Annotated in this window: 19 protein-coding genes; 4 read left to right on the forward strand and 15 right to left on the reverse strand. The window is 64.5% G+C overall.

Going from position 1 to position 16,704, the window contains the following annotated elements:
- Nucleotides 1–171: 171 nt before the first annotated feature.
- The 3 genes from AC3A6Y_RS08895 to AC3A6Y_RS08905 all read left to right on the forward strand — a co-directional run bounded on the left by AC3A6Y_RS08895 (nt 172) and on the right by AC3A6Y_RS08905 (nt 3,083).
- Nucleotides 172–525, forward strand: a complete 354-nt coding sequence (locus AC3A6Y_RS08895; RefSeq protein ID WP_487867872.1) for a hypothetical protein — start codon at nt 172–174, stop codon at nt 523–525.
- A 294-nt stretch (nt 526–819) separates the two neighbouring features.
- The gene (locus AC3A6Y_RS08900; protein ID WP_487867873.1) at nt 820–1,788 is read left to right on the forward strand and encodes a JmjC domain-containing protein; all 969 of its coding nucleotides are present in this window, start codon (nt 820–822) and stop codon (nt 1,786–1,788) included.
- A gap of 308 nt (nt 1,789–2,096) precedes the next feature.
- Entirely contained in the window at nt 2,097–3,083 is a 987-nt protein-coding gene (locus tag AC3A6Y_RS08905; RefSeq protein ID WP_487867874.1) for a methyltransferase, read from the forward strand.
- Between the two features lie 87 nt (nt 3,084–3,170).
- On the opposite strand, the gene AC3A6Y_RS08910 is transcribed toward AC3A6Y_RS08905, so the two are convergent.
- Genes AC3A6Y_RS08910 through AC3A6Y_RS08920 form a run of 3 tightly spaced genes read right to left on the reverse strand, consistent with a single transcriptional unit; the run spans nt 3,171 to nt 6,228 of the window.
- Complete coding sequence (locus AC3A6Y_RS08910; protein ID WP_487869030.1) at nt 3,171–4,985, reverse strand: acyclic terpene utilization AtuA family protein; 1,815 nt, start codon at nt 4,983–4,985, stop codon at nt 3,171–3,173.
- A 34-nt stretch (nt 4,986–5,019) separates the two neighbouring features.
- Nucleotides 5,020–5,406 (reverse strand): tripartite tricarboxylate transporter substrate-binding protein, encoded by a 387-nt coding sequence (locus AC3A6Y_RS08915; RefSeq protein ID WP_487867875.1) that lies wholly within the window; start codon nt 5,404–5,406, stop codon nt 5,020–5,022.
- 30 nt (nt 5,407–5,436) lie between these two features.
- Nucleotides 5,437–6,228 carry a CaiB/BaiF CoA transferase family protein gene (locus tag AC3A6Y_RS08920; RefSeq protein WP_487867876.1) on the reverse strand — a complete coding sequence of 264 codons (792 nt, stop codon included), beginning with the start codon at nt 6,226–6,228 and terminating at the stop codon, nt 5,437–5,439.
- Between the two features lie 79 nt (nt 6,229–6,307).
- Here AC3A6Y_RS08920 and AC3A6Y_RS08925 point away from each other — a divergent pair, with 79 nt between their 5' ends.
- The gene (locus AC3A6Y_RS08925) at nt 6,308–6,592 is read left to right on the forward strand and encodes a LysR substrate-binding domain-containing protein (protein WP_487867877.1); all 285 of its coding nucleotides are present in this window, start codon (nt 6,308–6,310) and stop codon (nt 6,590–6,592) included.
- 93 nt (nt 6,593–6,685) lie between these two features.
- On the opposite strand, the gene AC3A6Y_RS08930 is transcribed toward AC3A6Y_RS08925, so the two are convergent.
- From AC3A6Y_RS08930 to AC3A6Y_RS08985, 12 genes are all read right to left on the reverse strand, one after another.
- Nucleotides 6,686–7,855 (reverse strand): glycosyltransferase family 4 protein, encoded by a 1,170-nt coding sequence (locus tag AC3A6Y_RS08930; RefSeq protein WP_487867878.1) that lies wholly within the window; start codon nt 7,853–7,855, stop codon nt 6,686–6,688.
- Nucleotides 7,856–7,941: 86 nt separating this feature from the next.
- On the reverse strand, nt 7,942–8,289 hold the full coding sequence (locus AC3A6Y_RS08935) for a copper-binding protein (RefSeq protein ID WP_487867879.1): 348 nt from the start codon (nt 8,287–8,289) through the stop codon (nt 7,942–7,944).
- Between the two features lie 76 nt (nt 8,290–8,365).
- Nucleotides 8,366–8,854: a cupredoxin domain-containing protein gene (locus AC3A6Y_RS08940; RefSeq protein ID WP_487867880.1), complete on the reverse strand. Its 489-nt coding sequence runs from the start codon at nt 8,852–8,854 to the stop codon at nt 8,366–8,368.
- 81 nt (nt 8,855–8,935) lie between these two features.
- Entirely contained in the window at nt 8,936–10,348 is a 1,413-nt protein-coding gene (locus AC3A6Y_RS08945) for a multicopper oxidase family protein (RefSeq protein ID WP_487867881.1), read from the reverse strand.
- A 23-nt stretch (nt 10,349–10,371) separates the two neighbouring features.
- Nucleotides 10,372–11,793 carry a TolC family protein gene (locus tag AC3A6Y_RS08950; protein WP_487867882.1) on the reverse strand — a complete coding sequence of 474 codons (1,422 nt, stop codon included), beginning with the start codon at nt 11,791–11,793 and terminating at the stop codon, nt 10,372–10,374.
- The gene (locus tag AC3A6Y_RS08955) at nt 11,790–12,131 is read right to left on the reverse strand and encodes a hypothetical protein (protein WP_487867883.1); all 342 of its coding nucleotides are present in this window, start codon (nt 12,129–12,131) and stop codon (nt 11,790–11,792) included. Before AC3A6Y_RS08955 ends, AC3A6Y_RS08950 begins: the two co-directional genes overlap by 4 nt.
- Nucleotides 12,132–12,249: 118 nt before the next feature.
- Nucleotides 12,250–12,657, reverse strand: a complete 408-nt coding sequence (locus AC3A6Y_RS08960; RefSeq protein WP_487867884.1) for a hypothetical protein — start codon at nt 12,655–12,657, stop codon at nt 12,250–12,252.
- Nucleotides 12,658–12,735: 78 nt separating this feature from the next.
- Entirely contained in the window at nt 12,736–13,149 is a 414-nt protein-coding gene (locus AC3A6Y_RS08965) for a copper-binding protein (RefSeq protein WP_487867885.1), read from the reverse strand.
- A gap of 27 nt (nt 13,150–13,176) precedes the next feature.
- A complete protein-coding gene (locus AC3A6Y_RS08970) occupies nt 13,177–15,270 on the reverse strand; it encodes a copper-transporting P-type ATPase (RefSeq protein WP_487869031.1) in 2,094 nt (697 codons plus the stop codon).
- Between the two features lie 310 nt (nt 15,271–15,580).
- Entirely contained in the window at nt 15,581–16,246 is a 666-nt protein-coding gene (locus tag AC3A6Y_RS08975) for a methyltransferase family protein (protein WP_487867886.1), read from the reverse strand.
- Nucleotides 16,227–16,469, reverse strand: coding sequence for a DUF2933 domain-containing protein (locus AC3A6Y_RS08980; RefSeq protein WP_487867887.1), 243 nt, complete (start codon nt 16,467–16,469; stop codon nt 16,227–16,229). Before AC3A6Y_RS08980 ends, AC3A6Y_RS08975 begins: the two co-directional genes overlap by 20 nt.
- Nucleotides 16,459–16,686, reverse strand: a complete 228-nt coding sequence (locus AC3A6Y_RS08985) for a hypothetical protein (protein ID WP_487867888.1) — start codon at nt 16,684–16,686, stop codon at nt 16,459–16,461. The genes AC3A6Y_RS08980 and AC3A6Y_RS08985 overlap by 11 nt, the downstream gene beginning before the upstream one ends.
- Nucleotides 16,687–16,704: the final 18 nt, after the last annotated feature.

The raw sequence follows: 16,704 nt of genomic DNA on the forward strand, positions 1-16,704 counted from the left end.
GCCTGCGTGCAGGCCGAGTTGCGGAACGGCTGCACGCTGGGACGACCTGGCAGACACTGACCATCATCTCGATTGAGGCCTCATCGAGCGAGCGTTTGCAGCCCGCTCCACACGCGCGGCACCTTTGGTTGCCCCTCTTGTGCGCTGAGAACTTTTGACTACACTGATGCGATGCGCTGCAAGTTTGTCCTGTTGCTTCTGGTGATGGCTGCGTTCTGGCAGACGATCGCCATCGGGGGGCAAGTTCGCGCTTATGGCAACCCGGAAGACTTGACGCATGCGATGCTCCACTGGGAGGGTCGAGCGCATCACCATCACGCCGATGGTTCAGTGACGCAAGACGACTCTTCCGAATCGGTGCAGCACGTCGTCGCCGATGCATGCTTGAGTGCACCTGCGGTCTGGTCCGCAGTCTGCGTTCTCCTGCCCTCATTCGAGGCGGCGCGACCGGTCGCCGCTGACGAATCCTTTGGACTGGGGCCGCATCTCGCCGGCCCTAGACGTCCCCCACGACTGATGACCTGAAGTCGCACCTGCTCGCCTAGCGTTTGCATGGGTGCGCCGTCTGCATGTCGGCCAACTCTTGGGTTCCCGGGGACGCTCCGCGCGTGCCTGGCTTGCCTGTGAAGTGGGCCCTATGGAGGCGCTTCGTGGAATCCGTCCCGTGGCCTTGGTTAGTACGGTGAATCTGGAAGCAGGCTCGCCCGCACCTTGACGCCGGCAGGCGGGAAATCTGGCGCACGCTCCGCCATCGGAACGGGTCGGCTGGGCCGTTGCCAAGTGAATCCAGTTTGACCAAAGACCTTCTTGGAGGATGTGATGTACATCGACAACCTGCATGCCGTCCGGAATCCGGCAACCCATCGTGTGTGGGCAGATGATCCCACCGGCTTCTCTACTTACAAGATTACGCCGCTTCATCACAACTTTCACGAGCATCCTCTTTTTCAGGTTCCCGAACTGGTGAAGCTCGGGATGGAACTCGCACCCTTGGAGCAGTGCAGGTTCACGAGACCGGGCTTGACGGCCGCCTCCGTGATCGCGCACGACAGCCGGCATCCGGATGGACGCAGCATTGAAGAATTCTTCCGGCGCGTAGAGGAGCCCGGCTCGTCGGTAGCCTTCTACAACATTGAAGTCATCCCGCGATACCGGGCGCTGCTCCTGTCCGTCGTGAACTCGATGCGCTCGGTCGTCGAGCGCGAGCAGCCGGACATCTTCAGGATAAATGGATTCGTATTCTTCTCCGCGCCGCCTTCGCTCACGCCTTTCCACATCGATCGCGAAAACAACTTCTGGCTGCAGTTGCATGGGCGCAAGATCATGAACGTCTGGGACCACCGGGACCGAAGCATCGTGCCGGCCGACGGGGTGGAGGATTTCATCGTCACGCATTCGCTCTCGAAGGCGCGTTTCAAGGAAGAGTTCCTGCCTCGCAGCTTCGAGTTCGACGCGCGACCGGGCGATGCCCTCTACTTCCCTAGCACCTCGCCGCATATGACGAGATCCAAGGCGGACTGGACAGCGCCCGGCGATCGCCTGTCGATCTCAATCGGCGTGACCTTCTACACATCGGTCACGCGCAAGGTGGCCCGTATCCACCAGGTAAATCGGATCATGCGCAAATGCGGGCTTTCGCCCTCATATCCCGGGACATCGCCCACCGCGGACGCAGTCAAGGCGTCCGTAGGAGGCCTGGTCGGCGCTGCTCGAGTCAGGCTCGTCGGCATGACCCCTTCGGCGCGACGCTTCAAGTTCGCGAGGACGCCGCCACCGGGCTCCTACTGAACGAGAGCACGCAGTGGCATCTATTTCAAACGCATGCGATCAGACTTCGCTTTAAAGACGCATGCACGGAGGGACCCCATGATCAAAGATTTGGTGCCTTTTCCGGGCCGCGAAGTGGCCTACCGACGCAAGTTCCTGGGGAACCGGGAGGAGAACCTTTTCATGGGCTCTTTCCTATTGAAACATCACACCTGGTGTCGGTGACTTTTAGGTCGGCGACGTGCCTCTTCGCGCTGTTCCAATCCAGGATCGACACGGTGGCATCGAATGCTTAAGCTGGACGCCTGTACCAGCGAAGGAGGTGCATCATGGCCGATCGCAATCCCGCTCAGGTGCTGCGCGAGATGGCGGCGGGACACATCCTGCCGCGCTGCCTGCACACGGTGGCTGAGCTGGGCGTCGCCGACGCGCTGGACGACGCGCCACGCAGCGTTGGTCAACTCGCTGCGGCGGTCGGTGCAGACGTGGACGCCCTTCACCGCGTGCTGCGCCTGCTGGCCGCCCAGGGCCTTTTCGAGCTGCGCGGCGACGAGGTCATGCATACACCGATGTCGCGCTTGCTGCGCACCGACCATCCGCGCTCGATGCGCCCGCTGGTGCGGATGATGGGTCTGGCGGTGCACTGGTCCAGCTATGGCCGGTTCGACCACGCGCTGCGCACCGGGCAGCCGGCGATCGAGCAGGTCGCCGAGGGCGGCCTGTGGGCACACCTGGCCCGGCACCCCGACGAGGGCGTGATCTTCGATGCCGCGATGCAGGCGCGCTCCCAGGTTCAGGTGCCCGCCGTCGTTGGCGCATACGACTTCACGCGGTTCACCGTGATCGGCGACATCGGCGGCGGCCGAGGCCATCTGCTGCGCGCCGTGCTCGATGGCGCGGCACAGGCCACAGGCGTGCTGTTCGACCTTCCGCAGGTGCTGCGCGACGTCCGGCAGTCCGAGCGCCTCTCGCTGCACCCGGGAGACTTCTTCAAGGATCCGGTGCCGGCCTGCGACGCCTACCTGCTGATGGAGGTGATCCACGACTGGGGCGACAACGAGAGTCTCGCCATATTCCGCGCAATCCGCCGCGCAGCGCCGCCGGCTGCACGGCTGCTGATCGTCGAGTGGCTCCTGACCGACGACCCTGGCCCGCACTGGACCAAGACGATCGACATCCACATGCTCGCCGTGGTGGGAGGCCGCCAGCGCACGCTCGACGAGTACCGTCGCCTGCTCGAGCCGGCGGGTTTCAGCTTGCAACGGGAGATTCCGACGGCCAGCGGCATCTCGATCATCGAGGCAGTCGCCGCCTGAGGGCCGCCCAAGATGGAATGGCAGATTCTCACGGTTGCAGCATCGAGAACCCAGGCGTACTGGGTGCCGCCAGGGGAGCGGAGGCCTCTACGATGCTTTCGCGAACCACGCTTTGGGCACCTTCACCGGCAGCGCCAGAAGGATCTGCCCCATGCCCTTGCCCAGCGAGTCGTTGCGCAGCGATGCCATGCCGCCGCCCGCCAGCGCCTGCTCGCACACAAAGTTGAAGGCCGCGATGCCTGGCAATTCGTAGCGTGTGACCTTTCCCGCGATCAGGTGCGACAGGTGCTCGGCCACTCTCGCTTCGCTCAGTTGCTGACGCAGCACGGGCAGCCAGTCGGGCTTGCGCGCGATCACGCCGATGTTGGAGATGTCCCCCTTGTCTCCCGATCGCGCCCAAGCGACCTGAATTAGCGGAACTTCGACCGTCTCGCTGGCGGCAAGCGCAGCCGGCTCCACCACCGCTTGTGCTGCTGGTTTGGCGGCTACTCGCGATGCAACGTCGCGCCCTGATGGGTCTTCGGGAATTGAAATCGCTGTGCCGTTCAGGACCACGGCGGGCTTCAGTTTGCTCTTGTCCAGCAGGAAGGCGTATTGCCGAATCAGTGGTGAAACACTCGGTCGCCCACCGATGCCAGTCGTACCCGGCGCCCAGGACGTGCCGGCAGACGCCACCTCGGATGCCAGAAGTTGCAGGGCCGCCTTGTCGGCGTGGCGCGCCGTGAGGCGCAAGATCGCTTCGCGGGTCTGCGCCACTGCGGGGTTGGCGAGTGGGCCGTAGCAAGACTCGGCGCCGAGCACCTCGAGGTGAGTCGCGCTGAGGGGCGCCAGTCCATGTGCTTCCAGCAACTCACCCACACGCGTGAGGATCGCCTCGCCCGTGCGCCGCGCCTTGGCCACGGCATCGATGCCGACGATGGTAAGTTGCGCCGCGGTCTTGTAGCCGTCCACATAGGTGGCGCAGACCTTGTAGCTGTCGGTCGGCGAGCGGCCGCGCGCACCCGTCACCCGCACATGCTCCGGGCCTGTCTGAACGATCTGCACCTGCATGAAGTCGCACACCACGTCAGGCAGCAGGTAGCTGGCCGGGTCGTGAATCTCGTACAGCAATTGCTCGGCCACGCATTGCGGCGCAATCAGTCCACCGGTGCCCTCGGGCTTGGTGACGCTGAAGCTTCCGTCCGCTGAACATTCGACGATGGGGTAGCCGATATGCGCCCAGTCGGGCACCGAGTGCCAGTCGGTGTGAAGCCCGCCGGTGCCCTGGCAGCCGCATTCGATGATGTGGCCGGCCAAGCTGGCGCCGGCCAGTTCATCGTATTGGTGTGGCGTCCAGGCGAACTCGTGCATCAGCACGCCCAGTGTCACGGCCGAATCGACACAGCGGCCGGTGATGACGATCTGCGCGCCAGCGTCAAGTGCTGCCTTGATGGGAACGGCGCCCAGGTAAGCATTGGCGCTGACCACCTCGGTAGGTAGCGTCGCGCCGCTTTGCAGCTCGGCGACGGGTGGCTGGACGTTGCGCAACTCGGGTAGCAACGGCATCACGTCGTCGCCGGTGACAACAGCGATTCGCACATCCACGCCGAGTTCCTTGGCCAGCGTGGCCAAAGCATCAGCGCAGCCCTGCGGATTCACGCCACCGGCGTTGCTGACCACGCGGATGCCCCTGGCCACCACGTCTTTGAGAACGCTTTTCATGGCGACGGACACGAAGTCCGTGGCATAGCCGAGTTCGGGCTTCTTGATGCGCGCGGCGGCCAGAATGGACATGGTGAGTTCGGCCAGGTAGTCGAACACCAAATAGTCGATCTGGCCGCTTTGCACGAGTTGCGTGGCGCCCACGCTGCTGTCGCCCCAGAAGCCGGAGGCGCCCCCGATGCGGATGGTCTTGTTCACGATCTGAAGCTCCAAGGGTCGGCGGATGCGGCTCGGTTCATTCAGGCTGAATGCCTGCGGCCTTGATGACGCGACCCCATTTGCCGGACTCGATCGCCTGGAACTGCGCCAGCTGCTCGGGCGTGCTCAAGGCCTCCTTGGGGCCGCTCACGGCCAGCGCACGCAGCTTGCCGCCTTCCACCTGGGGCAGTGCCGTCGGGGCATCGGCGAACATGAAGTCCACCTGTCCGCCCATGAGGTCGGTGATGGCCATGGGATTGCTCTTGTACGGCACGTTGACCATGTCCACGCCCGCCGTTTGCGCGAAGGGCACCACCAGCGTGATCGGCTTGCTCGGAAAGGCGTCCGCGTGCGCGGTGGGCAGGCCGAGGGCGCAGGCGGCCGCTGCAAGCAGCAGCCCGATTCGGCGGCGGGGATGGATCATGTTGTCTCCTTTGTTCGATGGGGTCGGCGATCAGACAGATACGAATTCCGGCAGACCGTAGTGGGCGTTGTGCTCGCCAAGGCGCGGCGCGGATGCGGCAATGGCGGGACGCTGCCCATCGAAGGACAGCGGAGATGCAGTGAGGCGGAAATCCTCGCCGGGCACATGTGCCAACAGGCCCAGCGCTTGCACCTGCGGGTCGTCCAGCGCTTGCGGAACGCTGTTGATGGGCGCGCAGGGCACGCCCGCGGCCTCGAAGCGTTCGGCCCATTCCGCACGCGAACGCATTTTCAGCAGGGGCGCCAATTCCGCCAGCATTTCCGCCTTGTGCGCCAGGCGCGCCCTGTTCATGGCGAATCGCTCGTCGTCCAGCCATTGACGCTGGTCCAGGACCTCGGCCAGCTTGGCGAAGAGCCGGTCGTTGCCGCAGCAAATGAGCAGCGGCCCGTCCGCCGTGTCGAAGGCCTCGTAGGGTACGAAGCCGGGATGGCCCGACCGGTGGCGCTCGGGCAGGCGTCCTTCGTTCAGGTAGGCATCGCTCTTCTGACCGTTCCAGACCAGGGCGTTTTCGAGCAGCGACGTCTGCAGCATGCCGCCGCGTCCGGTCTGCGCGCGCCGGTGCAGCATGGCCAAGTTCAGTGCGTCGCCGTGGCGATCGGCCGGACCCATGCGGCGTGCATCGTCGCCACCTTCGACGCGCTCGACCTTGACAACCTCCGCGCCCAGGTCCGCCAGGATGGCGCCGGCGAAGGGGCCTGCCAGCACTTGCCCGAGTTCGACCACACGCACGCCCGCAAGGGGGGCCGCTGCCGCAGTGTTCATGTTCTGTCTCCTTGATGGGGTCCAGTCTAGGCAGCCGGCACTGATATGGGAATCCACGAAAGAGGTTTTCTGTGATAGCTTGAACGTCGCGCTCTTGCCCTCGGCCATCGCCACCTTCAGGCAGCAGCATCCGCAGGTGGAGTTCAAGCTGCAGGAACTCGCGGCCGAGGCGCTGCTGGCCGCGGTGGAAGAGGGCAGGGCCGATTTCGGCATGTGCGCGAAGCCGGCGCCGGATCAGCGACTGCGCTACCAGCCGCTGCAGCCGGCGACCTTCCGATCGGTGGGCATCGTCACCCGGATCGGTCGCACCCTGGCACCGGCCAGCCTCGCGTTCATGAGAACCTTGGTCCAGCAGAGGCCCTAGGTCAGCATACCGGCCATTCAGGTTCGCCCTCTCCGCCAACGCCAACGATACGCCAATGCGGCGCTCGCCTTTCAGGGCGCTTCCACGAACGGCTCAGTCGGTTGCTCCTCTTGCGTCGAGAATGGCTGCGCTTCTGCCTTCCAGCACTTGGCGGTACAGCGCCAGATAGTTCGTCATCATCCGTGCTGCCGAGTAGTTCAGCGTGTTTTCCAGGCCCAGCGCGCGCATCTGCTCGAACTGCCCAGCGGCGCGCTCGATGGCTTCGGCCATGGCCTCGGGGTCGCGGGGGTCCAGGTAGCAGGCGCCGGGGCCGCCGATCTCGTTCATCGGCGCCAGGTCGGATGTGAATACCGGGCAGCCGCAGGCCTGGGCCTCGATCACCGGCCAGCCGAATCCTTCCTGCAGAGAAGGAAACAGCAATGCCGTGGCTCTGGCGTACAACGCACGGAGCTCCTCGTGCGAGACATCTTGCAAGGTCCTGATCCGATCAGCGAGACCATGTTGGGATGCCAGGGCGATCAGATCGGCATCCAGCGTTGGCCCTACCAGAACCAAGTGTTGCACGAGAGCGCGGGTGCCCGTTTCTGCAGCGCGGCGTTGAAGCGCGATGAACGTTTCAACGACTGCCCTGCGATTCTTGCGAGGCAAATCCAATCCGACGTGGATCAGGTAGGTGTCTTGAGCACCCACACCGAATCGTCCGATCAGCTGTTGGGCTTCTTGGGGGTGTACAAGTGAGAAGCTGTCGTTCAGGCCGTTCAGCACGGTCGATATCCGGTGCTCCTCCACCAACTGCAGACCGGCCAGATCGCGTGCGGTTGTGTGCGACACGCAGGCGATCAGGTCGGCCTTCGCCAGGCCGGACGCGATGAGGCGCTGAAACAGGCGGCCGCTCCATCCGACATTCCACCCTTCGACCATGCCTCTCGCGGCTTGCACTGCTATGACGTCGTGGCAGGTGATGATTGTCGGCCTGCGCCTGACCCAGCGTACGTACATGCTGTTGGAGTGATCGCAGATGTGCACCACGTCTGCCCAGCGTGCATGCAAGGCAAGGCTCGGAATGAAGAGGATGAACTTGTCGATGTAGCCGAGCCACTTCCGCCAGCGAGAAGCGGGCAGCAAGCCCTGGATTCTTTGCGGCGGCGTGACGACCCGCAGTTCGCATCCAAGATTGGGCAACCCGCGCTCGAGAGCGCGCAGGAACGCCCGCATGCTGGCCTGGTTGTCCGGACCGTAGTTGCCCACCAGCAGGACCTTCATCGATGAATGGCCTTCATCGTTGCAAGCCTCGATGCAGTCGGCATGCCTTTCGTGTGGCACTTGGATCTCCTTCGGACAAGCGGCGGCTAACGTGCAGCTTCGAGCCTGGTGACGGTGAATTTGCCCTCGATTTTTTCGGCCTGGAACCGCACCTTGTCCCCAGCCTGGACCTTGTCCAGCATGGAGTCTTCCCTCACCTGAAACACCATCGTCATGGCTGGCATGTCGAGGTTCTTCAAGGGACCATGCTTGAGCGTGAGCTTCTTGCCGTCCTTGTCCACCTTGCGGACTTCGCCCTCGGCGAGTTCGGCAGCGGTTGCGGCCGGGGCGCCGCTTGCCGCCGGCGCAGCGCCCTGGCTGGGCTGCGCATGCGCAACCATGGAGATGCCGAGTGCGGCAACTGAGGCGAGGAGTGCGTATCGAATGTTGATCATGTGAATTCCTTGGAGGAGAGGGGAAGGGGTCTGGGATCGGAGCTGCCGGAAAGAGGACACGGTTCTGCCCGCTCGCCTACTTTTTGGCGGCCTTCGACACATTCACAGCGCCTTTCATTCCAGCGTCGTAGTGACCCGGCTGCAGGCACGCGAAGTCCACTTTCCCCGCCTTGGTGAACTGCCAGACGATTTCGCCGGTCTTGCCACCCGCGAGGGTCACCATGTTCGGATCGGCGTGTTCCATCTCCGGGTTCTTCTTCATGACCTCGTAGTGCTCCTTCAATTCCTTCTCGGTACCGAGCACCAGCTCGTGCTTGAGCTTTCCGGAGTTGGTGACCACGAAGCGCACGGTCTCGCCTTGCTTCACGTCGATGCTGGATGGGTTGAAGCGCATGCCGTCGGTCATGTCGACGTTCACGGTGCGTGTCGCCTTCGCCGCGACACCGGGCTTGCCGATGGCCTCACCGTGGCCATGGCCACCCTCATGGCTTCCAGCTGCAGCGGCGCCACTTGCGGCAAGAGCAACGAGCGCGGCGATGGTGATGTTTCTGAGATTGGTTTGCATGGTGTCCTCAAGGAAGAAAAAGAAGGAAGGTCAGCGCACGGATGGTCACGACGCTTCTGGGGTACATGGAGATCCTCCTGCTCAGTGGCCGCTATGGCCGGTGGGTTTTCGAACCTGCACTTCGATGTTCTTGGCCGGCATGTTCTGCGCGGGCATGGCGGCCGCGCCGGCGCCGCGGGCCCGGGGCGGCTCGGGCAGCTGTCCATCGAGCTCGTAGGCCACCGTGCCTGGCGGATGCTTGAACCAGCCCGTATTCGAGTAGTCGCCGGGCTTCTGGCCCTTGCGCACCTTGACGACGCTGAACATGCCGCCCATTTCGACCGAGCCGAAAGGGCCTTCGCCGCCCATCATCGGCGCCGTGTTGTCGGGAATGGGCATCTCCATCTCGGTCATGTCGGCCATGCCGCGCTCACCCATCACCATGTAGTCGGGCACGAGCTTCGTGATCTTCTTGACCATGTCCTGGTGGTCGACACCGATCATGGTGGGCACGTCGTGGCCCATCGCGTTCATCGTGTGGTGGCTCTTGTGGCAGTGGAAGGCCCAGTCGCCTTCCTCGTTGGCAAGGAATTCGATCTGGCGCATCTGGCCCACCGCCACATCCGTCGTCACTTCATGCCACCGTGTGCTCTTCGGCGTCGGGCCGCCGTCGGTCCCGGTGACCAGGAACTCGTGCCCGTGCAGGTGCATCGGGTGATTGGTCATCGTCAGGTTGCCGAAGCGGATGCGCACCTTGTCGTTCAATCGAACGTTGAACGAATCGATGCCCGGAAAGATCCGGCTGTTCCACGACCACAGGTTGAAGTCCAGCATCGTCATGATCTTCGGCGTCGCGCTGCCGGGCTCGATGTCGTAGGCATTGAGCAGGAATACGAAGTCGCGGTCGACTTCGTCGATCAACGGGTGCTTCGCCTTCGGGTGGGTGACCCAGAATCCCATCATTCCCATCGCCATCTGCGTCATCTCGTCGGCATGTGGGTGGTACATGAAGGTGCCGGGGCGCCGCGCAACGAACTCGTAGACGAAGGTCTTGCCGGGCCGGATGGCCGGCTGCGTGAGGCCCGTCACCCCATCCATGCCGTTGGGCAGACGCTGGCCGTGCCAATGGATGCTCGTGTGCTCGGGCAGCTTGTTGGTGACGAAGATGCGGACCCGATCGCCCTCGACCACCTCGATGGTGGGGCCAGGCGACTGCCCGTTGTAGCCCCACAGGTGGGCCTTGAAGCCCGGTGCCATCTCGCGCACCACGGGCTCGGCCACGAGGTGAAACTCCTTGACGCCGTTGTTCATGCGCCAGGGAAGCGTCCAGCCGTTGAGCGTCACGACGGGGTTGTAGGGGCGGCCGGTGGAGGGCGCCAGCGGCGGCATGGTGTCCGGCCTGGTCTGCAGCACCGGTTCTGGCAAGGCGGCCATCGCGACCTTGCCGACCGAGGCGGTTGCGATCGCGCCGGTGATGGCACCTGCACCGCTCAGGAAGTTGCGTCTGTTCGTCATGTTGGTCTGTGGAAGGAATTCGCTCAGTGAGCGGCAGCGGCCGCCGGCGGTGCACCTGCGCTGGTCGTCGGCGCCGTCATGGCCGAGGGCTTGCCGATCACGGATGCCGCGAGGGCTGCGTCTGCAAGCCAGAACTGCTGCTGCGCGTTGATGGCGTTGTTCACGCTCGTGATCTGATCACGGGCTTCGGCCAGCAACTCGAACACCCCGATCAGCATCCCGTTGTAGCGAAGCACGTTCTCGTCCGCCATGGTCTGGCGCAGCGGCACGATCTCGTCCCGGTAGTGGCGCGCGATGTCGTAGGCCGTGCGATAGGCGGAATAGCCCTCGCGCAGCTGCGAAGTTGCGCCACGCACGGTGGCGTCGTAGCGGTTGGCTGCTGCGAGCGTCCGGGCATTCAGCGCATCGCGCTGGGCAGATCCCCAATCGAAGAGCGGCAGGCGGATGTCGAGCTCGAAACCGCGCCGCGTCCCGCGGGTTCCCTCGGCGTTGTCGAAGACCGTATCCCTCCGGATGCCGGCCTCCACATCGATGAAGGTCGACAGCAGACTGATGCCCTGCGACTTTCCTGCGAGGTCGAGCTGCGCCCGGGCTTGCTGCACATCCAGGCGTTGCTCCGTGCCGCTCGCTGCCACCTCGCTTGCCGCGCGAGGTGCCTTGGGCAGATCCGGCAGGCGCTCAGGCAGCTTCAGCCTGTCGGCCTGTGCATCGTCGAGGCCGAGGGCGCGGACCAGTTCCTCGCGCGCGGAGGTATCCGCATGGCGAGCCGTGGCCAGCTGCGTGGTGGCATCTGCATAGAACACCTGCTGGCGTGCGCGCTGCAGCTTGCTGAAGTTGCCGACGAGTTGCATGCGCCGGGCGAGCTCGGCGCTGGCCTCCGCCGATTCCTTGACCTGCTCTGCGTACTGCAGCGACTGTCGGGCCGCGACGGCGCGTACCCATGCTTGGCGTACCTGCGTCACCTGGTCCACCACCGCGCCGCTCAGCTGCACCTGTGCCTGAGCGGCCTGGCTTCGGGAGATCGACAGCCGCTGCGGCAGCAGGATCAGATCGACCAGGCCGAAGGACAGCAAGCGCCCGATTTCGAGCTCGTCGCCGAGGCGCAGGCGCTCGAAGGTGAAGACCGGATTCGGCAACCGGCCCGTTTGGTTGGCTGCGGCAATGTCGGCCCAGCCTTGCGCGATCAGCGCCTGCAGCGCGGGGCTGTTCGCGAGCGCCAGGCGGACTGCGTCATCCTGCGACAGCGGCTTGCCGAGCAGCTCTTGCGAGAGCGCGGCACGGGCCTCTCGCTGCTCTTCGGTTCGGCTCAGCTCGAGCTTTCCTCCCGTGAACTGCGAGGCGGAGGAGTTCGTCTCCTTCAGCGCATCGTCGACTCCAACGGAAGCACAGCCGGCAAGGAATGCAGCGGCGAGGGCGATCGATGCGATCTGCAGCGGCGGCCTCATGGCTTTTCCTTCGGTCCCGTCGACTTCGGCATGGACATCGAATGCCCGGTGTGCGGACCAGAGGCTTCGGATGACTTGTCCTCGACCTCGCCCGCGCTCTCCTTGGCGTAGGCGCGCCAGCCGCCGCGCTGGTGGACGGTGTCATTGGCCTCTTTCCATGGAACGGGCTTTTCGTCGGCAAACGGCTTGTAGCCGTCCATCGCCGACCGGAAGGAAAGCGCTGCCGCAGGTTCGGCGGCGGTTGCGGGGACCGGCGCAGGGCCGGTCTGAGCGCCCGCTGCCAAGGCGGCCAGGGCGGGCAAGGCAGCCAGCCAACGGGCCGGCAGGAAAGTGAACATGGGATCCTCGCGATGTTCATGAACGGCATGCCGTCAGAAGCCCGCGAAGGGCGTGACGACACGAGCGGTGCATGCGCGCCCCATCGCCGGCAGCAGAACTGCCGGGCGCTGGACGCAGTTACGCCCGAGGGGGTTTGTGGGGAACGCTGGGCGACACAGTCGCCATCGCGCGCAGAGGCTCTGCGAGATCGGCCTGGGGCAGACCGTGGAGAATGGGTGTGTCGAGGGTCGGCGTCATGCCGACCGAATGACACGCGGCGCAATTGCCGCATTTGTGAGAAGCGTCCGACGAATCATCATGCGCGCCCAAAGCATCATGGTGGCCCGAACTGTCATCGCTGCTCACACTTGCATGATGGTGCTCCGCGCCTTGCGTGCCGTGATCGTGCCGGCTGTGGTCGTGGACGACGCCCGAGCCCGAATGCGTCGGCTCGGGTGCGCAAAACGCCATGGCCACGGCCGCGTAGCCCTGAAAAGGCACCGCCAGCATCATGAGCCACAACAGGATTGCGCGGAGATGGAGCATCGGCGAAATTGTAGAGGGCTTGTTTGGCCTTGGCTATTCACCCTGCGCTGGAGGCCGGCGCGATCGCACCGGCGATCGCTAGCGCGCAAGCTCCAGGTGAGTGATGGTCGGCCTGCCTTTGACGACTTCCGCTTGAAACCGGATCTTGTCGCCGGGCTTGACCACATCGAGCATCTTCCTGTTTCCCACGTCGAACGCCATGGTCATGGCGGGCATCGCGAGATTGGGCAGATCCCCATGGTCCAGGACGAGCTCGCCGGACTCGCGAAGGACGCGCTCGACCGTCGCGTCGGCCAGGGGCAGAGAGGCCTTTTGAGCGGCTCTTGCGGCCTTCTGGGGAGCTGATGGGGCACTCGTGGATGTCTGCGCGTGGACGCCGGCAGTCGCGACGACCAGGCCCACCGCCAGGACCCGGGAAGCAGCCGCATGGCACAACCCAGAGCGAAGAACGGAGATCGCGGTGACTGCCAGCAGGTAAAGGCGTCTCTTCATGAAGTGTCTCGAGCAGGTCTAACAGGCTTACTCTACCTGCACAGTGCGCAGGCGCAGCGAATTGCCGATGACGCTCACCGACGACAGCGCCATGGCCGCAGCGGCGACGACCGGCGACAGCAGCAATCCGAAGAAGGGGTAGAGCACACCGGCTGCCAAGGGAATCCCGGCCACGTTGTACGCGAATGAAAGGAACAGGTTCTGTCGGATATTGCGCATGGTCGCATGCGACAGCGTGCGGGCCCGCACGATACCCATCAGGTCGCCCTTGAGCAGGGTGACGCCGGAGCTCTCCATGGCCACGTCGGTGCCGGTGCCCATCGCGATGCCGACCTCGGCCGCAGCCAAGGCGGGGGCATCGTTCACCCCATCGCCGGCCATGGCCACCACCCGGCCTTCGGACTTCAGGCGCTGAACGACCGAGGCCTTGTCTTCGGGAAACACTTCCGCGACCACCTCGTCGATGCCGAGCTGGCGTCCGACGGCCTCGGCGGTCGTCTTGCCGTCGCCGGTGAGCATCACAATCCGCACGCCCGCGGCCTTCAGCGCCTGGAGGGCGGACGGGGTGGTCGCCTTGATCGGGTCGGCGATGGCGACGAAGCCGGCCAGCTTGCCGCCCGCGCCCACGAAGATCACCGTGGCTGCCTTCTGGCGCTGGCCTTCTGCCGAAGCTTCGAGTCTGCCGACATCGATGGAATGTTCGGCCAGGAACTTGGCGCTGCCCGAGACGATGACCTCGCCGTCGACCCTGCCGATGACCCCCTTGCCGACCGGAGAGTCGAAGTCCGTCACCGGCGACAACGGCAGCTTGCGCTCCTGGGCGTCCATCACGATGGCCATGGCCAAGGGGTGTTCGCTGGCACGCTCGACGCTCGCGAGCTTTTGCAGCACGTCCTCGGCGGTGAATCCAGGCGCCGGCTCGATATGGACCACCTTTGGGCGGCCCTCCGTGAGCGTGCCGGTCTTGTCGACCACCAGCGTGTCGACCTTCTCCATGCGCTCCAGTGCCTCGGCGTCCCGGATGAGCACCCCGTGCTGGGCACCACGGCCGACCCCCACCATGATGGACATGGGCGTGGCCAGGCCGAGCGCACAAGGGCAGGCGATGATGAGGACGGCCACCGCGGTGATGAGTGCATAGCTGAAGGCAGGCGAGGGCCCCCAGACCAGCCACACCGCAAAGGTCAGCAGCGCCACGAGGATGACGACCGGCACGAACCAGCCGGCGACCTGGTCGGCCATCCTCTGGATGGGGGCGCGGCTGCGCTGCGCCGCGGCCACCATGTGGACGATCTGCGAGAGCAAGGTGTCGGCGCCCACCTTTTCGGCACGCATCACGAAGCCGCCCGTCTGGTTCAGCGTGCCCGCGGTGACCTTGGAACCCACGGCCTTCGAAACGGGGATCGGCTCTCCCGTGACCATCGACTCGTCGACGTTGCCTTTGCCCTCGATGAGCTCGCCGTCCACCGGCACCTTCTCGCCTGGGCGCACACGCAGCAGGTCGCCAACCCGGATGGCATCGACCTGGACCGCCTCGTCCGTCCCGTCATGGCGCACCTTGAGAGCGGTCTTGGGAGCGAGACCCAGCAGCGCCTTGATGGCGCCCGACGTCTTTTCGCGCGCTCGCAGCTCGAGGACCTGCCCGAGCAGCACCAGCACGGTGATGACCGCGGCCGCCTCGAAGTAGATCTGCACGGCACCGTCCGGCAGACGCAGTTCCGCGGGAAACAGTTGCGGCGCTACCGTGCCCACCACGCTGTAGAGCCAGGCCGCCCCCGTGCCCAATGCGATGAGCGAGAACATGTTCAGGCTGCGGTTTTTCACCGACGTTGCGGCACGCACGAAGAACGGCCAACCGGCCCAGAGCACCACGGGCGTGCCCAGGAGCAGTTGAATCCAGTTCGACAGCTGCTGGCCGAGCAGGTGATTCAGATTGGTCAGGTGGCCACCCATTTCCAACGCGAAAACCGGAGCTGTGAGCGCGGTACCGATCCAGAAGCGGCGGGTCATATCGCGCAGCTCGGGGCTTTCGCCGACTGCCTCGGTTGCCACGACCGGTTCCAGAGCCATGCCGCAGATCGGGCAATGGCCGGGCCCCATCTGCCGGATCTGCGGATGCATCGGGCAGGTGTACTCCACCTCCTTGCCGGATGGCACCGTCACGGTTGACCTGCCTTCCGAAGGAGCCTGATGGGAAGCGTGTCCTGAATGGCTGTGACCGGCGTGGTGGTGTTTCGTGCTGGATGGCGGCAAGGCGTTCTCCTGTTCTTGTCTGCCAGTTTCAACCTTGCCAGGGTGGGAAGGTCAAGCGGGTCGGAAGTGCCCTTACTGACGCATCGAAAGTGCGGCCGCTGCAATCCAGATGCTCAGCCCGAGAAGGCAGGCCCAGCAGAGCCAAAAGAGGGCGCGCTCCCACCAGGTGGCGGTCGCTCTAGTGGCCATCGACCGGGCGAGCGACGCTGCCCTTGGAGAACCTTGGAATGAAACGCGGCGTCGACGCGGCGTAGGCCTGCCAGGCTTGCCCGAAGGCTCTTGCGGAGTCCTGCTCCTCGGCGATGGACAGCCGGATATACATGACCACCAGGACGGGGAACATCGCCAGCGTCAACAGGGTCGGCCACTGGAGCAGGAAACCGAACATGATGGCGACGAAGCCGATGTATTGCGGGTGCCGGACCAGGCGGTACGGCCCGCTTGTTGCGAGCTGGTGCCGGCGCTGCGCGTGATAAAGCACGTGCCAAGCCTTGGAGAGCAACGCGAAGCCCGCGAAGATGAACACGATACTCAGAATGTGCAGGAACCCGAAGTGAGGGTTGCCATGCTTGCCGGTCAAGAGCCACCACAGGTGACCTGCATCGTGTCCGTAGAGGTTCACGCCAGGAAACGTGGAGCCCAGCCAACCCGATAGCAGGTAGATGGTGAGCGGAAACCCATACATCTCGGCAAACAATGCCACGATGAATGCGCTGTAGGCCCCAAAGCTTCGCCAATCCCGCAGGTCAACCGGCTTGAAGAAGCTGTAGGCGAAGCCGACAAAGATGATGGAATTGAGAACGACCAGGCTCCAAAGGCCATAGTCACTGTTGGCGCTGGTCATCGTCGGGCCTCTTCGGAGAGTTGGTGTGACCACCGTGATGACCTCTGTGCATGAATATGTGCATCAGCGGACAGGCCAGCACGAAGACATAGGGCAGCGCGCCCAAGACATGGGCGGTGTGTTCCGTGAGCAGGTAGAACCCTGCCAGGAGCAAGGCGACGCACAGCGTCAGCCCGGCGGGTGACCGCCAGAAAGGAGGCGGCTCAGGATGGTCATGGTCCATGGCTGAACTCCTCGGGTTGGTTTGACCATCCGGCGAGCACGATCACCGCGACGGTTCCAAGGCAAAACGAGAGTTTCATGTGCTTAGCCTCGCGCGCGACGCATTGCCGAATCGGCGTTGCAATGGACGCAGCATGCGACCGAGACGCGTCACGGACGTTGAGATAGATCAAGGGAAAGTCGGGTCGAGCAACACGGCGGACGGCGGCGATTGCCAAGGAAACTCCTCTTGTCCC

The sequence above is a fragment of the Variovorax sp. Soil_C_17 genome, assembly GCF_057657265.1.